The organism is Amygdalobacter nucleatus, from assembly GCF_029167365.1.
Classification (GTDB): domain Bacteria; phylum Bacillota; class Clostridia; order Saccharofermentanales; family Fastidiosipilaceae; genus Amygdalobacter; species Amygdalobacter nucleatus.
The window spans coordinates 1,042,666-1,061,354 of the sequence record NZ_JARFNM010000001.1; the positions used below are offsets into that span (position 1 = coordinate 1,042,666).

An 18,689-nucleotide genomic window follows, 5' to 3' on the forward strand; every position below is an offset into this window, starting at 1 on the left:
TCTTTAATCACGCCTTCTTGGTTGATTGAATCAAATGACTTATTCTAGATAATACCTCTTCAATCTCCATTTGACTGGAATCGATATAAACAGCATCGCTTGCCTGCTTCAAAGGTGCAAGTGGTCGATTGATATCTTGATAATCACGCTGATTAATCTGATTTAAAACTTGTGTATAATCACTCTTCACGCCTTTAGCTGTAAGTTCACGCCAGCGTCTGGCTGCTCTTTCTTCAGCCCTTGCATCCAAATAAACTTTGACATCAGCCTGAGGTAAAACGACAGTTCCAATATCGCGTCCATCCATAATCACATTATTATGCTTGGCAAATTGCCGCTCTAAGTCCAGCACAAAATTGCGCATCTGAGGATTTTGACTCAAAAAAGAAGCCATATTACCTACTTCTTCTCGTCTTAAATCAGAGTCAACCATCTCGCCATTCAGCAAATAATAAACTCTGTTCTGCCCTATCTTAATTTTCACATCGGCATTAGCTAAAATTGCCTCATGTGTAGCTTCTTGGCTTATATCAAGCTCATTTTTCCAAGCATAAAGTGCCAAGCAACGAAACAGCGCACCTGTATCTAAATGATAAAGATTAAATTGTTTTGCTAATAATTCAGCAATCGTGCTCTTTCCAGCGCCACTAGGTCCATCAATTGCTACAGTTATATTATTCATTTCTTGCTCCATCTTCACTTTATGTCAGCTGAGTTATCAAGTTTCAATTCCAGCTGCGCTCGCTTCTTCATTTAATTGCCGTAGACTATCATACATCAGCAGAGGTTGTGCTGGTAAGTCGGCGGTGGAACTCAAGCCAAACAAGCGCAAAAATTTAACAGTTACAACGTATAAAGCTGGATGACCTGGCAATTCTAGAAAACCATTTTTTTCTAATAAACCTAATTCCACTAGGTTATTAATGACAGAATCAGAATTTACTCCTCTAATTAATTCTATCTGCGCTCTCGTGCATGGCTGATTGTAACTTACAGCAGCTAATACTTCATACGCTTGCTTGCTTAAACGTGGATTTAAATTATCAGCAAAAAGCGCGCTTAACAAAGCTTTGGAGCGAGCTTGATTAGTTAATATGTAGCTGTTGTCTAAACGTCTAACTTCCAAATAAGAACCAGATGCCTGATAACGCTTATTCAAAGCATCAACTATATTTGGCAATTCAGTTTCAGTTGCTGGTAAGAGCAAACATAGATTGCTTGCAGGCATAGCCTCGGCCTTAGCAAACAACAAAATCTCCAAAGCGTTAACTTTATCATTTAACGCATTAGCTACTGTATATTCTGTATCTGTCAAATTTTCCATAAATCACCTACTGATAGTCCTCAAAGATAGCTGTTTTCTCCAAAGCATCATTTTCAGCGTCACTTTGCTTGTAGACGGTAATATCGGTTTGAAAATCTGCTTGTTCTGCTCTCACTAATTGTCGTCTGACCAATTCTAGTAAGGCCAAAAAATAAGTTATTTTTTCTTCCTTGGAGCAACCTCTTAAAAGGCTGAAAAATTTCAGTTGCTTCACAGATTGCAATTTATGATAAATACGCTTAATTCTTTCTTTTAAGCTGATTTTTTCTTTGGCCAAAATATAGCGCAATTTCTCGCTCAGATTTTGATACATTTGGCCATTACGTTCAGCCATAGTCGTAATTACGTTCAACAATTTGTCTAAGCTACATTGTTCTTCCTTCAAATAATTAGCCGTTGATACGCTCAAACCTAAATCGTGCTTAGTTAAACTAGGTCTCTCAATAGAGTAACAATAAGCTGCATAACGTTCTTGCAAGCCTTGAGCAATCTGTTTGCAGCGTTTGTATTGTAATAGTTGAAAGACTAAATCTTGACGCGGATCGGACATATCTTCAGTTTTGTCTGTAGGTAATGGCAACAATAAGCGTGATTTAATCTGCATTAAAGTCGCTGCCATCAGAACAAAATCTGTCGCTATATCCAAGTTAAGGGCTCTGGCTGACTCCAAATAAGCAAAATATTGCTCCGTCAGCTCCTTAATTGGAATATCGTAAATATCGATCTTATGTTTACTGATCAAATAGAGTAACAAATCAAGCGGGCCAGAAAAGTCGTTGATTTTCAGGGCTAATTTGCTGCTTGTTTCTGTCTTTTCAACATAAAGGCTTAATTCATCAGTGGCCATATTAAATAATCAACCTAACCAAAGAATCAATGATTTGCGTAATTGGCAATAAGACAACTGTCATCAAGCGGTTCAAAATATTGAAAGGTAAAATTGCTAAAATCAGCAAAGCAAACATAAAGCTGCGACTATTCGCATTAAGAAAATTTTGAACTTTGGCTGGCATAAAAGTACTCCAAATCCAATAACCATCCAAAGGTGGAATTGGCAAAATATTGAAGCAAAGCAAACCCAAATTGATCTGGTACAAATAGTAGCTCAATAGGAGCAAGGTCCGTGTAAAGCGCACATTGGCAATTACCTGATTATGTTTCATTAAGCTAGCAAAAATCAAAGCACCAATCACGGCCAGAATAAAATTCATAATAACGCCAGCTAGCGACACAACAATGTTCGCCAACTTTATGTTATATTTTGGATCAAAATTATTTGGGTTGACTGGCACAGGCTTAGCCCAACCAACTGATGCAAATAAAATCATCAGAAAGCCAATTGGATCAAAGTGGGCTAACGGGTTTAATGTTAAACGGTTAGCCCGATAAGCTGTCCTATCGCCATAATGATACGCCATGCAGCCATGACTTAACTCATGCAAAACAATGGAAAACACCAATACAACAATTCGGCAGATAGAACTCAACATAGAATCTCCTTATACACAACAGCTCCAACTACGATCACTAAGCTATTACTCCAATATCAGCTAACAAAGTATGACCATTTAAATCAAACTTTTCAGCTTTAGAAAGCTCACTCTCCTTAACTTCAGTCAAAACATTTGCTTGAATTTCAAACATTATTGTCTGCCTGTAGTTCTCTAACATGGAATGAATTACAGCAGCGCTAGCATACTTAACACTAATTTTGTCTGTGACGTTGTAATCACGCTGTTTACGCAAATTCTGTACCTTGGACACAAACTCGCGATACAAGCCCTCTTCTTCCAATTCAGGTGTTAATTCTAGGTTGAGTGCAACTGTCAATGCACCCTCACTAACTGTAGCTAAGCCTGCTTTCTGCTTACTTTCAATCAACAATTCTTCTTCAGTTAATTTCTCTTGACGGTCATTAACTTCAACTGTGATATAAGCATTTTGCTTAAGCTCTGCATAAGCAGCTGTTCCATTCAATTTAGCCAAACTAGCTTTTAAGTCATTAAGTTCTTTACCAAAACGGCGACCTAACAGACGTAACTGTGGCTTAAATGTATAGTCAAGTAAATCTGTTGCATCTGTTTGGAAGACAAGCAACTTCACATTCAACTCATCCTTGATTTGCTCTTGGTTCTCAGCACTAATTTCCTCACCAGTCAAACCAACTACTCGCATCTCAGAGAGTGGTTGTCTGTTCTTAACTTGTGAAACGTTACGAGCTGAACGACCCAAATTAACTAATTGTCTGATTAAATCCATCTCTTTCTCTAAGTCAAGATCAATCAAACTCATATCAGCTTGTGGGTAAGTTGCCAAATGAACTGATTCTGGATAAGTACCCTCAGCCTTTGGTGCATAAAGTACATGCCACATTTCATCAGCCAAGAAAGGCGTAAATGGAGCTAACAAGCGGCTCAAAGTTTCCAAGATTGTGAATAAGGTCCGATAAGCTGCCAACTTAGAATCATCATTTGCACTAGCCCAGAAACGTTCACGATTACGTCTAACGTACCAGTTACTAAGCTCATCAACAAAGTCTTGAATCGAACGAGCTGCTGGTGTTAATTGATATTCAGACAAACAAGCATTAACTTTCTTAACTAAGCTATTCAACTTACTCAAAGCCCATTTATCAATTGGTTGCAAGGTCACATCACTCTTAGCTGTGAATGGATCATACTTGTCAATCTCTGCATAAAGTGTGTAGAAAGCCAAAGTATTCCACAAGGTACTCATAAACTTACCTTGCAATTCAGTCACTGTATCCAAACTAAAGCGGCTAGGTAGCCAAGGATTGGAGTTGGCATAGAAATACCAACGTACAGCATCAGCACCAGGTCCATCCAAAATTGCTTGTGGTTGCACAACATTGCCCTTATGCTTACTCATCTTAATGCCGTTTTTATCCAAAACTAAGCCTAAGCAAATGACATTCTTGTATGGGCTTTGCTGCCGCAACAAAGTAGATATTGCCAAAAGTGAATAGAACCAGCCACGCGTCTGATCTTGTGCTTCTGAAATAAAGTCAGCTGGGAAATGTTTAGCAAAGTATTCTTTATTTTCAAATGGATAATGGTACTGGGCAAAGAACATCGCACCAGAATCGAACCATGTATCGATAACTTCAGGCACTCTTGTCATCAATTGTTGACATTCAGGGCAAGTTATATGCACAGAATCGATAAATGGCTTATGTAACTCAATATCATCAGGACAATCGGGTGACATTTTTTTGAGTTCAGCAATGCTACCAATACAATAGCGATGTAGATCAGGACACTGCCAAACTGGCAATGGTGTACCCCAATAACGTTCTCGTGACAAAGCCCAGTCAACTACATTCTCCAAGAAATTGCCAAAACGACCATCTTTAATATTTTCAGGTAGCCAATTAACTGACTGATTATTCTTCAACAATTGATCTCTGACTTTGGTCATAGCGATAAACCAGCCACTACGAGCATAGTAAATCAACGGTGTATCGCAACGCCAGCAATGTGGATAACTGTGTGTAAATGGCAAAACAGCAAACAACAAACTGCGCTCTTGCAAATCATCAATCACCATTGGATCTGCTTTTTTACAGAAAACGCCTGCAAATTTACCACATTCTGGAGTTAATTGACCTCTCAAGTCGACAAATTGAATAGTCGGCAAGTCAAAATTGCGACCGATTTGGGCATCATCTTCACCAAAGGCAGGTGCAATATGAACAATACCTGTACCATCTGTAACTGTTACATAATCGCCAGATACGACATACCAAGCTTTTTGCTTGGACTTAGCTACCATATCTTTAGCAAATGGGAACAAAGGCTCATATTCTAAGCCAACTAAGTCGCTACCTTTGTATTCTTCAACAATTGTATAGTCTTTTTCGCCTAATACCGACTCTAAACGTGCCTTAGCTAAATAAAGGAACTCATCCCCCATATTAACTTTGACATAATCAATATCAGGATTTACGCACAAAGCAGCATTAGATGGCAGGGTCCAAGGAGTTGTCGTCCAAGCCAAAATATAGGTATTCTCAGCATTTTTCAAACTAAAGCGCACAATGACTGAGTTTTCTTTGACATCTTTGTAACCTTGAGCTACCTCATGACTGGACAGAGATGTGCCACAACGTGGACAATATGGCAAAATCTTATGGCCTTTATAAAGAAGCCCTTTCTGCCAAATCTGTTGTAATAAATACCACTCAGACTCAATGTAATAATTTTCATAATTGACATAAGGATGCTGCATATCAGCTGAATAAGCTACACGCTCTGACATCTCTTGCCAAAGATCTTTGTAACGCCAGACACTCTCTTTACACTTCTGAATGAAATTAGCGACACCATAATCCTCAATTTCACCCTTACCATCCAAATTGAGTTCTTTCTCAACCTCTAATTCAACCGGCAGACCATGTGTGTCCCAGCCAGCTTTGAAAGCTACATTGTAGCCTTGCATACGCTTCCAACGTGGAATGCAATCTTTGATTGAACGGGTCAGGATATGGCCTATATGAGGCTTACCATTAGCTGTTGGAGGTCCATCGTAAATTGTAAAATCAGGACCATCTGAATTTAATTTTAATAACTTTTCAGCTAAATTTTGCTGTTTCCATATTTGCAATCTTTTCTCTTCGCGCTCGGAAAATTTCATATCAGCATTTAACTTTGGATACATGGCTTTACCTTCCTAACTCTTACAACACTATAAAAATAGATTATAAAAAAAAGCTAAGCAAATGTCTAATTTGCCTAGCTTATAAGTATCAACAACTACCAAATTAGTGGACAAGTTCACGCCAATCTAAGTCACCACGATCAATTGCTAAAATCAAGACTTCAGCTGTAGCGATATTACTTGCGTATGGAATACTGTTGATATCACAAATATCAAGCAAACTCTGACTATATTTCAAGTATTCAGCGCCACCTTGCTTACTATCACGCAAATGAATCACAGCATCTATCTCGTTGTAACTAACTCTTTGCGTCAATTGACCTAAGCCACCAACAATATCACTTGGCACACCTGTTACACTCAAGCCAACATTCTCTTCTAGCAAACGTGCCAGATTCAAAGTAGACAATAGTTGATGTCGTTTCAACAACTGTTTATAAGCAATGCAAAAATTAATTAACAACTCATTTTTACGACTGTCTGCTAATAAAATAATCCTCATCACGTCTACCTCATATCCGCTAAGATACTATAAGAATAAACTTATTTGTTCTCTAAATCAACCAAGCTTTACTGAAAAAGCATTAATTATTTATACATTTTGCACAAAGCACAAATAGTAGCAAATTATCCTTACATTATTTATCAATAAGCGGAATATCAAGCAAACTCAAGCCTCAAAAAGCTCTCTTCTCTCTTCGTACAAACTGAGATAAGAATGCTCTGTCACAATCACATGATCCTGCAAACTAACAGCGCAATTGGCTAAGAGTTTTGCCAGCCTCTCTGTCGTTAAACAATCAGCCTCACTTGCCAATACTTCGCCGCTTGGATGATTGTGTACGAGTATAACACTTTTAGCATTGTAGCGCAAAGCTAAGCGTAACACTTCCCGGGCGTCAAAATTGGCCTCATCTAATCTGCCAATTGCAATAGTGCTTATATGTAATAGTTGCAAATGACAATCTAGGTCAAGCGCGAAAATCATTTCCTTCCCATGCTGCAATCTCGGTAATATAAATTTGTAGATAGCTTCTGGTGTATCCAAAATCAATCTAGTATTAATCGGTTTACTTTGCCAGATACGTTTGGCTAACTCTACACACGCTAATATGCGAGCGGCTTTTGCTAGGCCTATGCCCTTAATTTCAAGTAAGTCATTCACCTCCAAGTTGGCTAATTGACGAAGGTTGTGGCCAACCATCTCATTGGCCAGTAAATTAGCAGCCAGATCAAGGCTAGATTGGCCCTTTTTCCCAGATTGCAAAATAATAGCTAATAATTCAGCATTAGTTAGATAAGTACTACCTGCTATTTGCAATTTCTCATAAGGGCGCTCGCTTACATTAAGTTCGGCTAATGTAAACACTGTAATTTCCTCCTTAGCAATTTTGTATAACTGATCTTTAGCTATACATCAAGCATAAGGGATAATAATTGGAATTTGCGTTTAATTTTGCGTCAAAAATTCAAATCTGGGCCCAAAATTCAAAAAAGCAGCTCAGGTGAAACTGAACTGCTTGTTGAAATTGTGAAAAACACTCACTTATTAATACATTGCGTTACCAGCTGTACGTGGGAAAAGCTCAACATCACGAATATTGGATACACCTGTTAAGTACATCAATATACGCTCAAAGCCAAGGCCATAACCAGCATGCGGAGTTGAACCGAAACGGCGCAAATCGTTATACCAAGCATAGTCAGCAACATTCAAGTCCTTATTCAGATAAGCTTGCTCTAAACGCTCCAAGCGTTCTTCACGCTGTGAACCGCCTACAATCTCACCTACGCCTGGCACTAGGCAATCGAACGCTGCCACAGTCTTACCATCCTCATTCTGGCGCATATAGAAAGCTTTAATATCAGCTGGATAGTCTGTCACGAATACAGGTGACTTAAATACTTCCTCAGATAAATAGCGCTCATGTTCTGTCTGAATATCGCAGCCCCAATCAACAGCATATTTGAACTTCTTATCTGCTTTTTTCAGAAGATCAATTGCTTCTGTATAAGTAATACGTGCGAAATTACTGTTAGCAACATGCTCTAAGCGTTCAAGTAAGCCCTTATCAACAAATTGATTGAACATTTGCATCTCAGATGGGCAACGCTCTAAAACACGTTTAATGATATGTTTCAACATATCCTCAGCCAAATTCATCGCATCTTCAATATCAGCAAAACTAATTTCAGGCTCGATCATCCAAAATTCAGCTGCATGGCGTGTTGTATTTGAATTTTCGGCTCTAAAAGTTGGACCAAATGTATATACATTTTTGAAGCATTGCGCAAAAGCCTCAGCGTGCAACTGACCTGTAACTGTCAAATAAGTTTTCTTATTGAAAAAGTCTTGTGTGTAATCCACTTTTCCAGCTTCATTCAGCGGCAAATTGTTCAAATCTAAGCTTGTGACTTGGAACATCTCACCAGCACCCTCAGCATCATTAGTCGTAATTAATGGTGTATGAATATACAAGAAATCACGGCTATGGAAAAATTCATGAATCGCAAAGGCAGCCTCGCTACGCACTCTAAAGACAGCCTGTAACAAATTAGTACGCATACGTAAATGCGGTATTGTTCGCAAATACTCAACTGTATGACGCTTTGGTTGCAAAGGGAAATCACTTGGGCAATCACCAACGAGTACAATCTCTTTTACTTGCATCTCAAGTGGCTGCTTAGCGTTCGGTGTCAAAACAATTTTGCCACGAGCTGTATAAGCTGTACCTGTACCTTGATGAACTAACTCATCATAATTAGCTACATTTTCACGATTAACAACTAACTGCAAAGGTTGCTGATAGCTACCGTCTTGTAACGCGATAAAGGCAAAGGCTTTCTGATCACGAATTGTCCTAGCCCAACCGCTAACAACACATTCCTTGTCAGCATACTGTTTGGGATTTAACATCAATTGCTTTACTTCAACATTGTACTTCAGCATATTATTCCTCCAACCAGCTATCAATCTAACTTAAGCCTGTTCTTGTTCCTTGTGCATGCAGCAATTCTTGTATTTCTTGCCAGAGTTGCATGAGCAAGGGTCATTACGACCGACTTTTTCGCTAACAGCAATATGTTCACGGCGATAATTCTTACCAATCTCTGAAATCTCCTCAGCGCTCAACACGCTCTTCCAGGAATCTAACTTGAAAAGCCAAGTTGCTTTAGCACCGTGCATATTGTAAAGCAAGTTTCTGTAATCAATATCCAAAGCAATTTCTGTTTCAGCAGTTACATTCTTAACATCAATTGGCTGCTTCAAACTGGAATTAATACCTTCCAAAAAGCCCGTAAAAATATCAAACTTCTTACCGAAGCCAAGCTTTTCGCTCAACTCAGTTACTGTACCATGAGTTAAGTTTTCATTCTCAGGATAAGCACTCAAAATACTATCATAAGCCTTCTGCTCTAACTCATAGTATTCACGCATATAGTTTTGATATTTAGTCATATCACTAATATCTTCGCTCTTCTTCATCCAATCATCGTAAAAAGACATAGTTCTCCTACCTCGATAAACAATAAGTTCCTAAATATTAAGCTCAAATTGCTAATTCTGCAAATTTTATATCTAAATCTGTTTTGACCAGCTTAGCTAAAAGAAGATCACTCAGTGCTAATTCATCCGTATAAGAGCTCTTGTATACTGTATCACAGTCAGCACAAAACCGAATCATATCGCTTAATTCCTGAGCTGTAAATTGACGAGCTTGCGCTTTTAATTTGTTCACTTTCCAAGGACTAGCGGTCAATAAATCTGGTCTTGTTTTTGCTACTAAAAGTTCACGCATATGGCGCCCTAGAAGTAATAGTGTCACCAAAAAAACTTGTTTGTTAGCTTGCAAAATGCTCATGATTGCTTTGGCTTTAGCTAAATTCTTTGCACTAACTGCATCTAGCAAATCGAAAATATCTGCTTTCATGTCACGTTGTAAAAGCTGGTCAACAACGTTCATGTCTATTGCCGTCAAATTATTAGCCTGGCAATACAGCTTAAGCTTACGCAATTCATTCTGCAAAACAAACAGCTCACAATTGCTTCGCTCCAACAATGAAGTAAGTGCAGAATTAGTGATTTTCAAGCCTAACTTCTTAAGCTCGTTTGCTAACCAAACAGCTAATACTGGCTGCTCAACATAAGAAAAATTATAGATGGCACAATCTTGACTTTTGCTAAGAGCCTGACAGTGTTTAAGCCGTTGATCAATTTTATCTTCTAAAAACACGCAAACACAAGCTTTGCTCTGACATAAAGCTTGCATAAAAGTTTGCCACGCTGCCTGTTTCTCAACACCTAAAGCTTGCTGAAACAACTTACTCTGCTTAATCAACAGCAATCTCTTTTTGGCCATAAATGGGGGCATCTGGCATTCACTTGTGATACTAGGCCAATCAAGATTGCTTGTTTTAGCATCAATGTCTATAACATGGGCATCAATCTCTGACTTTAAATCAGAAGCTAAACCAAGCTGCACCTTTAATTTTTCTAAGGCAGCGGAAACTAAGAAACGCTCCTCACCGGCTAAGACGTAAAGCAGCTTAAACTGTTCAGCTTGTATCGCTTTAACAGCTGTCTGATACAAATTAAAACTGTTTGTAGTTTGTTTTTTCGTGTAAGCCATATCGCCAGTTTAACACAAAGCCATTTAATTGACATCAGCTACTTCTAAATAAAGCATGTGCTTTCCAAGCGTCAAGATAGCCTGTCCAGTGCCAATAATTTAAACTTGGTCTAACTAGTAAACGACCAAAAATGTTTTGCTTGATGGTTATTTTGCCCTGTAAATCAGTTCTTAAAGCAAAAACTTTGTGTCTATTTAAGCGATCGATCACCTCTCTACGTGGATGCCTATAAGTATTGCTAAAAGCGCAGGAAATTACAGCTAATTTGGGCCTAACACAATCCAAAAATTCATCACATGTACTGCCTTTCGAACCATGATGCGCTACTTTAAGTATCGGTGCAGCTTGAACTAGTTTATGAGCTAGCCAATCATTCTCAGCCTCCTTGCTTATATCCCCTGTAAACAAAGCTATATTTTGCTTATTAAATGATAAATAAAGGCCAAGGCTGTAATCATTTTCTTGCTCAGAGTATGATTTCACTTGAATAAAGTGAAGTTTTAGTCGCTTATTCAACACTATATCAGGTAATCTGTCTAACTTTAGCCGTGGCAAAGCCACTAATTCGATTTGTTTAGCTTGACAGATGGTGCTTAATTCTTGATATACAACAAACTTCTCACTGTTAGCTAAAGGTTTACTACAAATAATTGCCTTAACTTGACCTGCTTTCGCTAAGTTAAAAATACCGCCATAATGGTCACTATCAAAATGTGAAATAATTGCAAGATCAAAGGTTCGCACAGCCTGAGCCTGCATAAAATCACGAATTGTTGAAAAATTTTTAGCCTCACCTCCATCAATTAAACAATAATGTTTCTGCAAAGCTTGCCAATATTGAATAACACAAGCATCCCCCTGACCAACTGCTAAAAAGTGCAAACTATAAATTGTTAAGTTAAACAGATAGCATATGCCCAGACAAAAAGCTAAGCTAAGCAGGCTAATAAAGCGCCACTTAAAGACTGAACGCTTAATTGGCAATTTGGCTATGTAATATTGCCTAAAAAGATAGGTTAGCATAAGCATAAGTCCGGCGCTAAAAAGCTGTTTATTACTGACTTTGTATGAAGAAAAGCAATTGACCCAAGCCAAAGCTTGCCTTAAAAAGTCTAAACTAAATTTAAGTAATTCACCTATCACTCTATAAATAGGAAGCGAACAGAGATAAGCCAAAGCATTAACTATATTGAGACTGTTAAATAGCAAGGCTAAATACACAAGAATAGGTAAAATTAAACTGTTTGCTAAAATTTTGGCTAAACTTAGCTCATCATTAAGCAGATTAAATAAGCTATATACCAACTGAATAACAAGCACAATCAAGCTAGCCTGACTTATGCGACTGTTCATTAAATTTTTCAAGAAAGCATACCAATAATTAGTCTGTTTTTGTTGTTTTGCCCGATAGAAGTCTGTCAGCGAGTGTGGATAATAGCGTCTCGCCTTATTTGCCGATTTAGAAGTTAAATTAGCTATGAGTTTAGATTGAGAGCCATTAGCTTTTTGCTTACGCTGCCTAAACATTATTACTTGTAAACAATATAAAGTTAAGCAGGCTAACAAACTTAAATGGAAACTGATATTACTAATCAAATACGGTTGCCAGGCTAAGAGAAAAAAATTAGCCAAACTAGCTAATTTGAACTTGTTCAAATTACGGCCTGATAGATGGCTTATTTGCAATAAAACATATTGCAAAATTGCTCGCCAAAAAGCTATCTCTGTGAGATAAAAGCAAGCTAAGAACGCTAGCAAACAGAGAGCTAGAATTTGCCGTTTGTACCATGTAAAAGGGCTGGCCTCGACCAATAAAAAAATAAGCGCAAGCAAATAATTAACGTGCTGGCCAGATGCTACAAGCGCATGAATAATACCAGCTGTTTGAAATGCTGATTTATCTCTTTTCGCTAAATAATTGCCGTTGGCTAAGCTCACAGCTTGTGCTAAGCCCGCATCTTCTTCATTTAGGCTATGTCTTAAAAGTTGTTGCCAGTAATAATGCATATTTTGTAAGCTTACTAACGACTTAAGCAAACGATTAGGCCAACTTAATTGACTAGGGTCAATTGTCTTCCAACTTTTAACTTGCAAAATTAAGTAAATACCTTTGCTTGCTAAATAGCGCCTAGCATCAAAGCCGTCAGCTGTCAGAGCATTTGGGGGCGCTTCTAAGCTTCCTTGTACCTCCAAATAATCACCAGCTTTCAAATAAGCTGTTGTCAACTTGCTAAAACTAGAATTAGGAAAGACCAATTGTAGCCTTAATCTGTTTGGAGTTTGCGCGATACATTGCTTAGTTCCGTATTGCCTAGTCTGTAACAAGCTGGTAGTTAAGACCTTGGTCTTAATTGTTAAATGCCATTTCTCAGTTTGTAAAAAGGGAAATTGTTTAGCTAAATCTAGACTTTGATGATAGAAATGTCCCGTTAAGCGTTTGGCTGATTTTAGCTCACCTAAGATGGCTGATTGAAACTCACTTGAAACCGTACGATTATAGTTACTAATATATGGTTCAATTAATTGGCGCTGCTCTGTCAGATCATTAAAATAACGCCAAGTTAAAAAGCTAAAGCACAAAATCTGTAAGCAGGCTAAATAAAGGCCAAATTGCCAATTAAAGCCTGCCTTACATCTAGTAACGTACATAGCAACAAATTGCAAACTCAAAGCTAGTAAGAGCATCAAGCTGCCTAAGCTAAGGCTTTGCTTGATTGAAAAACTTCCTGCAAAATTAATGATCGTCAATGCATAAGCTATTACGGCTAAAGCAAATGGCGCATAGCTGAATTTAAGATACAAAGCTAAAATATAAACTAAGCTCTGTTTCGCATACTTATATGGTTCCATAGCTCTAGCTTAATTGAATTTAGCCGAGCTGTTGGGAGAAAATAAATTCAAAAATTCGTAAATTCCAAACTTAATATCTAACTACTTAAAACATTGCACGGATATATGCTAATAAGTCCTCTAATCCGCTTGATTTGCTAGCTGAAATAGCAAAACAAGGTGCCTGTATAAGTTTTTGGCAATTAAGTAAAGCTTGTTTCTGTTGCATTTTGCTCAATTTATCTGCTTTATTGAGAACAACGATGTAAGGCAGATTTTTATAATTTAACCACTCAATCATGGCTAAATCAGAAGCTTGTGGCGTATGGCGAATATCAAGTAGCAAGATGATCAAAGCAAATGAGCGGCCTGATTCAAGGTAATTATCTGTTAATTCAGAAAATTCAGCCTGTTTATTTTGACCCGCTACGCTATAACCATAGCCTGGCAAGTCAGTTAGATAAAATTCCAACTTTTTAGAGCTTGCTTTATCTGTGTCTTTGATTAAAAAATAATTGACAGCTTGGGTTTTACCAGGCTTCTGACTAACTTTGGCCAAGGCCCTTCTGCCCGTTAAAGCATTGATTAAAGTTGATTTGCCAGCATTAGAGCGACCTGCCAAGACAATCTCTGGTAAAGGTGCCAAATTAAGCTCTTTTAGGCTATAAACTGATTTAATAAATTCACTTTGCTTAAATGTTTGCGACATGCTGACTCTCTTTTCTCCATTTTGTCAAGATTATAGGCCAAATCTTAACTTATCTGCAAGCTCATAAATCTAGGTTATAATAAAGGTGTATTGTCTTTAATTAGCAAGAAGTGTATATGAACATAACTTGCATAAGTCGATTAACTACGACTATTAATAAAGAATAAGGAGTTAGGCATGCCTGAAGAGAGAATTAAAGCAAAACAGTATTTTACTTATGACCAATATGGCGAAAATCTGATGGAACCAGTTGGTCCGCTTGTAGTTATTCCAATCGGTGCAACAAAATTTTGTGAGCAAGTAAACGCTTGGTTGTACGATCGTAGAAAAGCATATTTCGCAAATGGTGCAAACCAGCAAGTCCTCGAACATCCAGGATTTTTGAGAGAGAACTATCTATTGCCGACACAGAATTTGCGTTTGGAAACAGGTGAAGGTCGTATTCATCTCACCAATACAGTCCGTGGACATGATGTCTTTTTGATCTGCGATGTCATGAATTATTCTGAAACATATAGTTTCTATGGTCAGCCTAAAGCTATGACACCAGATGAGCATTATCAAGACTTGAAACGAATTATTTTGGCTTGTTCAGGCAAAGCAAGGCGTATCAATGTGATCATGCCTTTTCTCTATGAAAGTCGTCAGCATCGTAAAAACGGCCGTGAGTCATTAGACGCTGCTTATACGTTAGAGGAATTGGAAAATTTGGGCGTACATAACGTCATTACTTTTGATGCCCACGATCCGCGTGTGGCAAACTCTGTCCCTTCCCTAAGCTTTGAAAGCATCCCTACCACCTATCAGACATTGAAATGGATGTGCAAAAAATACCCTGATTTGGAATTCAGTCGGGATAAATTAATGATCATCAGCCCAGATGAAGGTGGTGTTGATCGTGCAATGTACTACGCATCCATGTTGGGCTTAGACTTTGCAGCTTTCTACAAACGTCGTGATTACAGTAAAGTTGTGAATGGCCGTAACCCTATCATTGCCCATGAATTTTTGGGTGATAATGTGGAAGGCATGGATATTCTCATCGTCGATGACATGATTTCAAGTGGCGACTCAATGCTTGATATTGGTCGTGAACTAAAGAAACGTAAAGCTCGCCGTATTTTCTGCGCTGCTACCTTTGGTTTGTTCACTTCTGGCCTCGAACGTTTCGATCAAGCTCACGCAGAAGGCATTTGCGATGCAGTTTTAACAAGTAACCTCATTTATCTACCACCTGAATTATTAGCTAAGCCTTGGTTCTGCCAGGTCGATTGCAGTAAATTTGTTGCCCTTTTGATTGATGCACTTAATCATGATTCATCTTTGGGTGCTTTGGTTGATCAAACGCAAAAAATTGACAAGCTTTTAGCAAAATACAATAAAAGATCTAACTAAGCGTGGAGGCTAGAATGTCACTTTTATTCAATGATGAAGATTATTACAACTATAATCAGAAAAAATCAGTCCGCATGGGCTTAGTTGGGCCGCTCGCATTAATTTCCACTCAAGGAAACGAGGAATTTGTGGGCAAAATCAATGCTGAACTTTTGAGAATTAGACGCCAACAAGTTGAAGAGCATCCTGAAATTTTGTTATCTGCACCTGGCTTTTTGCGTAGCGATTACCAAGCTGCTGCCAAATTTGTGCGTTTTTCATCAGGTGAAGCCAAATGCACAATTGGTCAAACCTTACGTGGTCACGATGTATTTATCATCGCTGATGTCCTAAATCACGGTGCTACTTACAAAATGCGGAATTTTGAAGTGCCAATGTCGCCAGATGAGCATTTGCAGGATATTAAACGCGCTATCTTAGCTATCGGTAATAAGGCTGCTCGTATCAATATTGTGATGCCTTATTTGTACCAATCTAAGCAAGTTCTGCGTCGTAGCCGTGCGGCTTTGGATTGTGCCCAAATGCTCAAAGAATTAATCAAGCTTAATGTACACTCAATTGTGACTTTTGAGCCACATGAGCCTCGAATTGAAAATGCAATTCCAGAAATTGGTTTGGAACGCATCCCAAGTTCTTACCTCTTACTACGCACTTTACTTGAAAAAGAAAGTGATTTGTCTGTAGCAAAGGAAGATTTGGCTATCATCAGTCCTGATGAATCAGCTATGAAACGTGGTATTTTCTACTCATCAATTTTGGGTATCCAAATGTCCACTTTCTACCGTCAACGTGACTACACAAACGGCAAAAATGGTGTTTATCCTGTTGCTAAATATCGCTTCCTTGGTGAAAATTTAGAGGGCAAGAGCGTCTTAATTGTCGATGATATGATTCTAAGCGGCGATACAATGCTGAAAACAGCTTATCGTTTACGCAAAGAACAGAGGGTCAAAGATATTTACTGTCTTGCTACCTTCCCTATTTTCACAAACGGTCTCAAAACATATCAAGAAGCTTATGAACAAGGTGTAATTAAGGGTGTTTACAGCACAAACTTAATCTATCGCACACCAGAATTATTGAAGCAAGAGTGGTATCACGAAGCTGATACAACTAAGTTTATCGCTTCTTTGATTGATTGCATCAACCATAACGCTTCAATTTCTAATTTGGTAGACCAGACAGCTTCTATCAACGAGCTCTTGCGCCTACGTCAAAATAAGTAAGCCAAAAATACGTAAGCAACAGACAAGTTAAAACTAAAGCACTAACTCTGAGCTAAACTCACTGTTAGTGCTTTTTATTAGCTTAAACTGGGAATAAGTTTCCTTAGTCAACTAAGCCATTGACCAAACACTGTCACAATATCCTGCCACAAGCGCTTAAAATCGAAAGCATAGAACCAATACAGGCTAGCTACGAATAAAATCGTTGTAAATACTAATAGACTGATTAAAATGGAAGTTAATAATTGTAAGGCAATTTGTTGCTTATCTTTAGTTTTTTCAGTCTGACTATTTGCTTCTACCTTAGGCTCACTAACTAAATTGTTTGCAACTTGCTTCCCTTTATCTTTGGCTTGTCGTTTCAACGCTTCTTGTCTGGCTAATTCAAAGCGCTCTAAGTCATCTGTCGTAATTGGTTCTGTTGGTGTCCTATTTTCAGCAAAGAAGCTTAGGCTGCTTGCGTTGGTATTTGAGCCTATAACACGCGAAATTAACACATTTTCAGATTTACTAGCTTCCTTAGCACTATCATTAGCTTTGTCCTTGCTATCAGTTGTTAAATCCACACGACGAGTTTTGCCTAAATCAGCTGGTAAATCAACCTGTGTATCAGATTTACTGATAGATAAGCTACGTTTAGTCTCAGTATTTTTTAGGCGATTAACTTTTTTCTCATGGACCTCAGCTTCGGCTAAAGCTTGCTTCTCCTCTAATTTTTGATAGTTCAAATAAGGATACTGCAACATATCGATATTGCTGATGCCTTTGGCTAGGTGCTTAATCTCAGCATCAACGGTGAAAATTGGCTTCTCATCGCCCTCTGTCTGTTCTAATGCCTCACCTATCTGCCTGGTTTTTGCAACATTGCTAGCTAAATTACTAGTTTGCATATTTTCTAAAAGTGCTTCATTTAGCTTCATTCTAAGCTGTGGATCTTGTCTGGTGTCCTGACTTGTTTTGCTATTAGAAGTTTGGGCTAAGAAATCTGCACTACTTAAAATTCGATGCTGTCCAGTTTTCATCAGCCGTTCATCACTTAAAGCATCAATTGCAACCAAAATAACCGTGATATTATCTTTACCACCGGCAATAATTGCTTTCTGCACCAAATCTTCTGCTGCCAACTTTATATCAGTCGTACTTGCTAAAATCTTTCTAATGCTTTCATCAAGCAGCATATCGGTTAGGCCATCACTACAAAGCAAAAAGTAGTCGCCTTCTTGCAAAGTAATTTCTGGTGAAAGAGCTGGTTCCAATTTGTACTCGTTAGGAAAAATACCTAAATGCTGGACTAGGCGGTTATGCTCAGGATGAGTTTTGACTTCGCTCTGCGGAATTAAGCCTAAATCAGCTAATTTCTGGGCCTGTGTCTGGTCAACTGTCAGCTGTTTCAACTTACCTTGGCGAAATAAATAAATCCGGCTATCACCTAAATTGATACAGCGTGCAACTTTTTGGCGAATTAAAAGTGAGGAAAAAGTTGTACCCATGCGTAAACCATTATGCGAGCGCACACGGTCACATATCTCCTGATTCACCATGAGTAAATAACTTTCCATTAAATCAGCAAAATCTTGCTTGGTGGAATGTCTCAAACGATCTTCAATAGCAGATAAGCCTGAAACGGCAATTAAAGATGCCTCCTCACCATAGCTCTCACCACCCATACCATCGCAAACAACAAACAAAGAAGCATCCGTCGTCTTATCCAAATAATGCCAATAAGGCACGTTCACTTCACTACCGTGCCGCCATTCACCATTCAAATATAAATTATCTTCATTGTTATCTCTAACTGCTCCCGTTTCCGAAATGGCAATGACACGATACTTGATCACTAGATAATCCTCATTTCTGCTATCTAATCAGATTATATTATATCTTGCTCGGGCAAAAA

The 18,689-nt window shown here is 38.3% G+C and carries 15 protein-coding genes; 2 read left to right on the forward strand and 13 right to left on the reverse strand.

Annotated elements, in window-relative coordinates:
• Window positions 1-7 precede the first annotated feature (7 nt).
• The 12 genes from cmk to yihA all read right to left on the reverse strand — a co-directional run bounded on the left by cmk (window position 8) and on the right by yihA (window position 14,171).
• Window positions 8-682, reverse strand: coding sequence for a (d)CMP kinase (gene cmk / locus PYS62_RS04710; protein WP_066712336.1), 675 nt, complete (start codon window positions 680-682; stop codon window positions 8-10).
• Window positions 683-718: 36 nt separating this feature from the next.
• Window positions 719-1,324, reverse strand: a complete 606-nt coding sequence (gene scpB, locus PYS62_RS04715) for an SMC-Scp complex subunit ScpB (RefSeq protein ID WP_066712338.1) — start codon at window positions 1,322-1,324, stop codon at window positions 719-721.
• Window positions 1,325-1,331: 7 nt separating this feature from the next.
• Complete coding sequence (locus tag PYS62_RS04720; RefSeq protein WP_066712340.1) at window positions 1,332-2,171, reverse strand: segregation and condensation protein A; 840 nt, start codon at window positions 2,169-2,171, stop codon at window positions 1,332-1,334.
• Between the two features lies 1 nt (window position 2,172).
• The gene (locus PYS62_RS04725) at window positions 2,173-2,814 is read right to left on the reverse strand and encodes a site-2 protease family protein (RefSeq protein ID WP_066712343.1); all 642 of its coding nucleotides are present in this window, start codon (window positions 2,812-2,814) and stop codon (window positions 2,173-2,175) included.
• 37 nt (window positions 2,815-2,851) lie between these two features.
• Window positions 2,852-6,001, reverse strand: a complete 3,150-nt coding sequence (ileS, locus tag PYS62_RS04730) for an isoleucine--tRNA ligase (RefSeq protein WP_066712346.1) — start codon at window positions 5,999-6,001, stop codon at window positions 2,852-2,854.
• A gap of 103 nt (window positions 6,002-6,104) precedes the next feature.
• Window positions 6,105-6,503 (reverse strand): methylglyoxal synthase, encoded by a 399-nt coding sequence (locus PYS62_RS04735; RefSeq protein WP_066712348.1) that lies wholly within the window; start codon window positions 6,501-6,503, stop codon window positions 6,105-6,107.
• 168 nt (window positions 6,504-6,671) lie between these two features.
• Entirely contained in the window at window positions 6,672-7,370 is a 699-nt protein-coding gene (gene radC, locus PYS62_RS04740; RefSeq protein WP_066712351.1) for a RadC family protein, read from the reverse strand.
• A gap of 180 nt (window positions 7,371-7,550) precedes the next feature.
• Complete coding sequence (asnS, locus tag PYS62_RS04745; RefSeq protein ID WP_066712353.1) at window positions 7,551-8,951, reverse strand: asparagine--tRNA ligase; 1,401 nt, start codon at window positions 8,949-8,951, stop codon at window positions 7,551-7,553.
• Window positions 8,952-8,981: 30 nt separating this feature from the next.
• Complete coding sequence (locus tag PYS62_RS04750; RefSeq protein ID WP_066712355.1) at window positions 8,982-9,509, reverse strand: SEC-C metal-binding domain-containing protein; 528 nt, start codon at window positions 9,507-9,509, stop codon at window positions 8,982-8,984.
• 43 nt (window positions 9,510-9,552) lie between these two features.
• Window positions 9,553-10,632 carry a DNA polymerase III subunit delta gene (gene holA / locus PYS62_RS04755; RefSeq protein ID WP_066712357.1) on the reverse strand — a complete coding sequence of 360 codons (1,080 nt, stop codon included), beginning with the start codon at window positions 10,630-10,632 and terminating at the stop codon, window positions 9,553-9,555.
• 34 nt (window positions 10,633-10,666) lie between these two features.
• Window positions 10,667-13,483 carry a ComEC/Rec2 family competence protein gene (locus PYS62_RS04760; protein ID WP_066712360.1) on the reverse strand — a complete coding sequence of 939 codons (2,817 nt, stop codon included), beginning with the start codon at window positions 13,481-13,483 and terminating at the stop codon, window positions 10,667-10,669.
• 85 nt (window positions 13,484-13,568) lie between these two features.
• Window positions 13,569-14,171 (reverse strand): ribosome biogenesis GTP-binding protein YihA/YsxC, encoded by a 603-nt coding sequence (yihA, locus tag PYS62_RS04765; RefSeq protein ID WP_066712362.1) that lies wholly within the window; start codon window positions 14,169-14,171, stop codon window positions 13,569-13,571.
• A 177-nt stretch (window positions 14,172-14,348) separates the two neighbouring features.
• On the opposite strand from yihA, the gene PYS62_RS04770 reads away from it, so the two are divergent.
• Together PYS62_RS04770 and prs are read left to right on the forward strand one after the other, a co-directional pair.
• The gene (locus PYS62_RS04770) at window positions 14,349-15,566 is read left to right on the forward strand and encodes a ribose-phosphate pyrophosphokinase (RefSeq protein WP_066712364.1); all 1,218 of its coding nucleotides are present in this window, start codon (window positions 14,349-14,351) and stop codon (window positions 15,564-15,566) included.
• Window positions 15,567-15,580: 14 nt separating this feature from the next.
• Window positions 15,581-16,792, forward strand: a complete 1,212-nt coding sequence (prs, locus tag PYS62_RS04775) for a ribose-phosphate diphosphokinase (RefSeq protein ID WP_082714249.1) — start codon at window positions 15,581-15,583, stop codon at window positions 16,790-16,792.
• A 107-nt stretch (window positions 16,793-16,899) separates the two neighbouring features.
• On the opposite strand, the gene PYS62_RS04780 is transcribed toward prs, so the two are convergent.
• On the reverse strand, window positions 16,900-18,630 hold the full coding sequence (locus tag PYS62_RS04780; RefSeq protein ID WP_066712366.1) for a PP2C family protein-serine/threonine phosphatase: 1,731 nt from the start codon (window positions 18,628-18,630) through the stop codon (window positions 16,900-16,902).
• Between the last annotated feature and the right edge of the window lie 59 nt (window positions 18,631-18,689).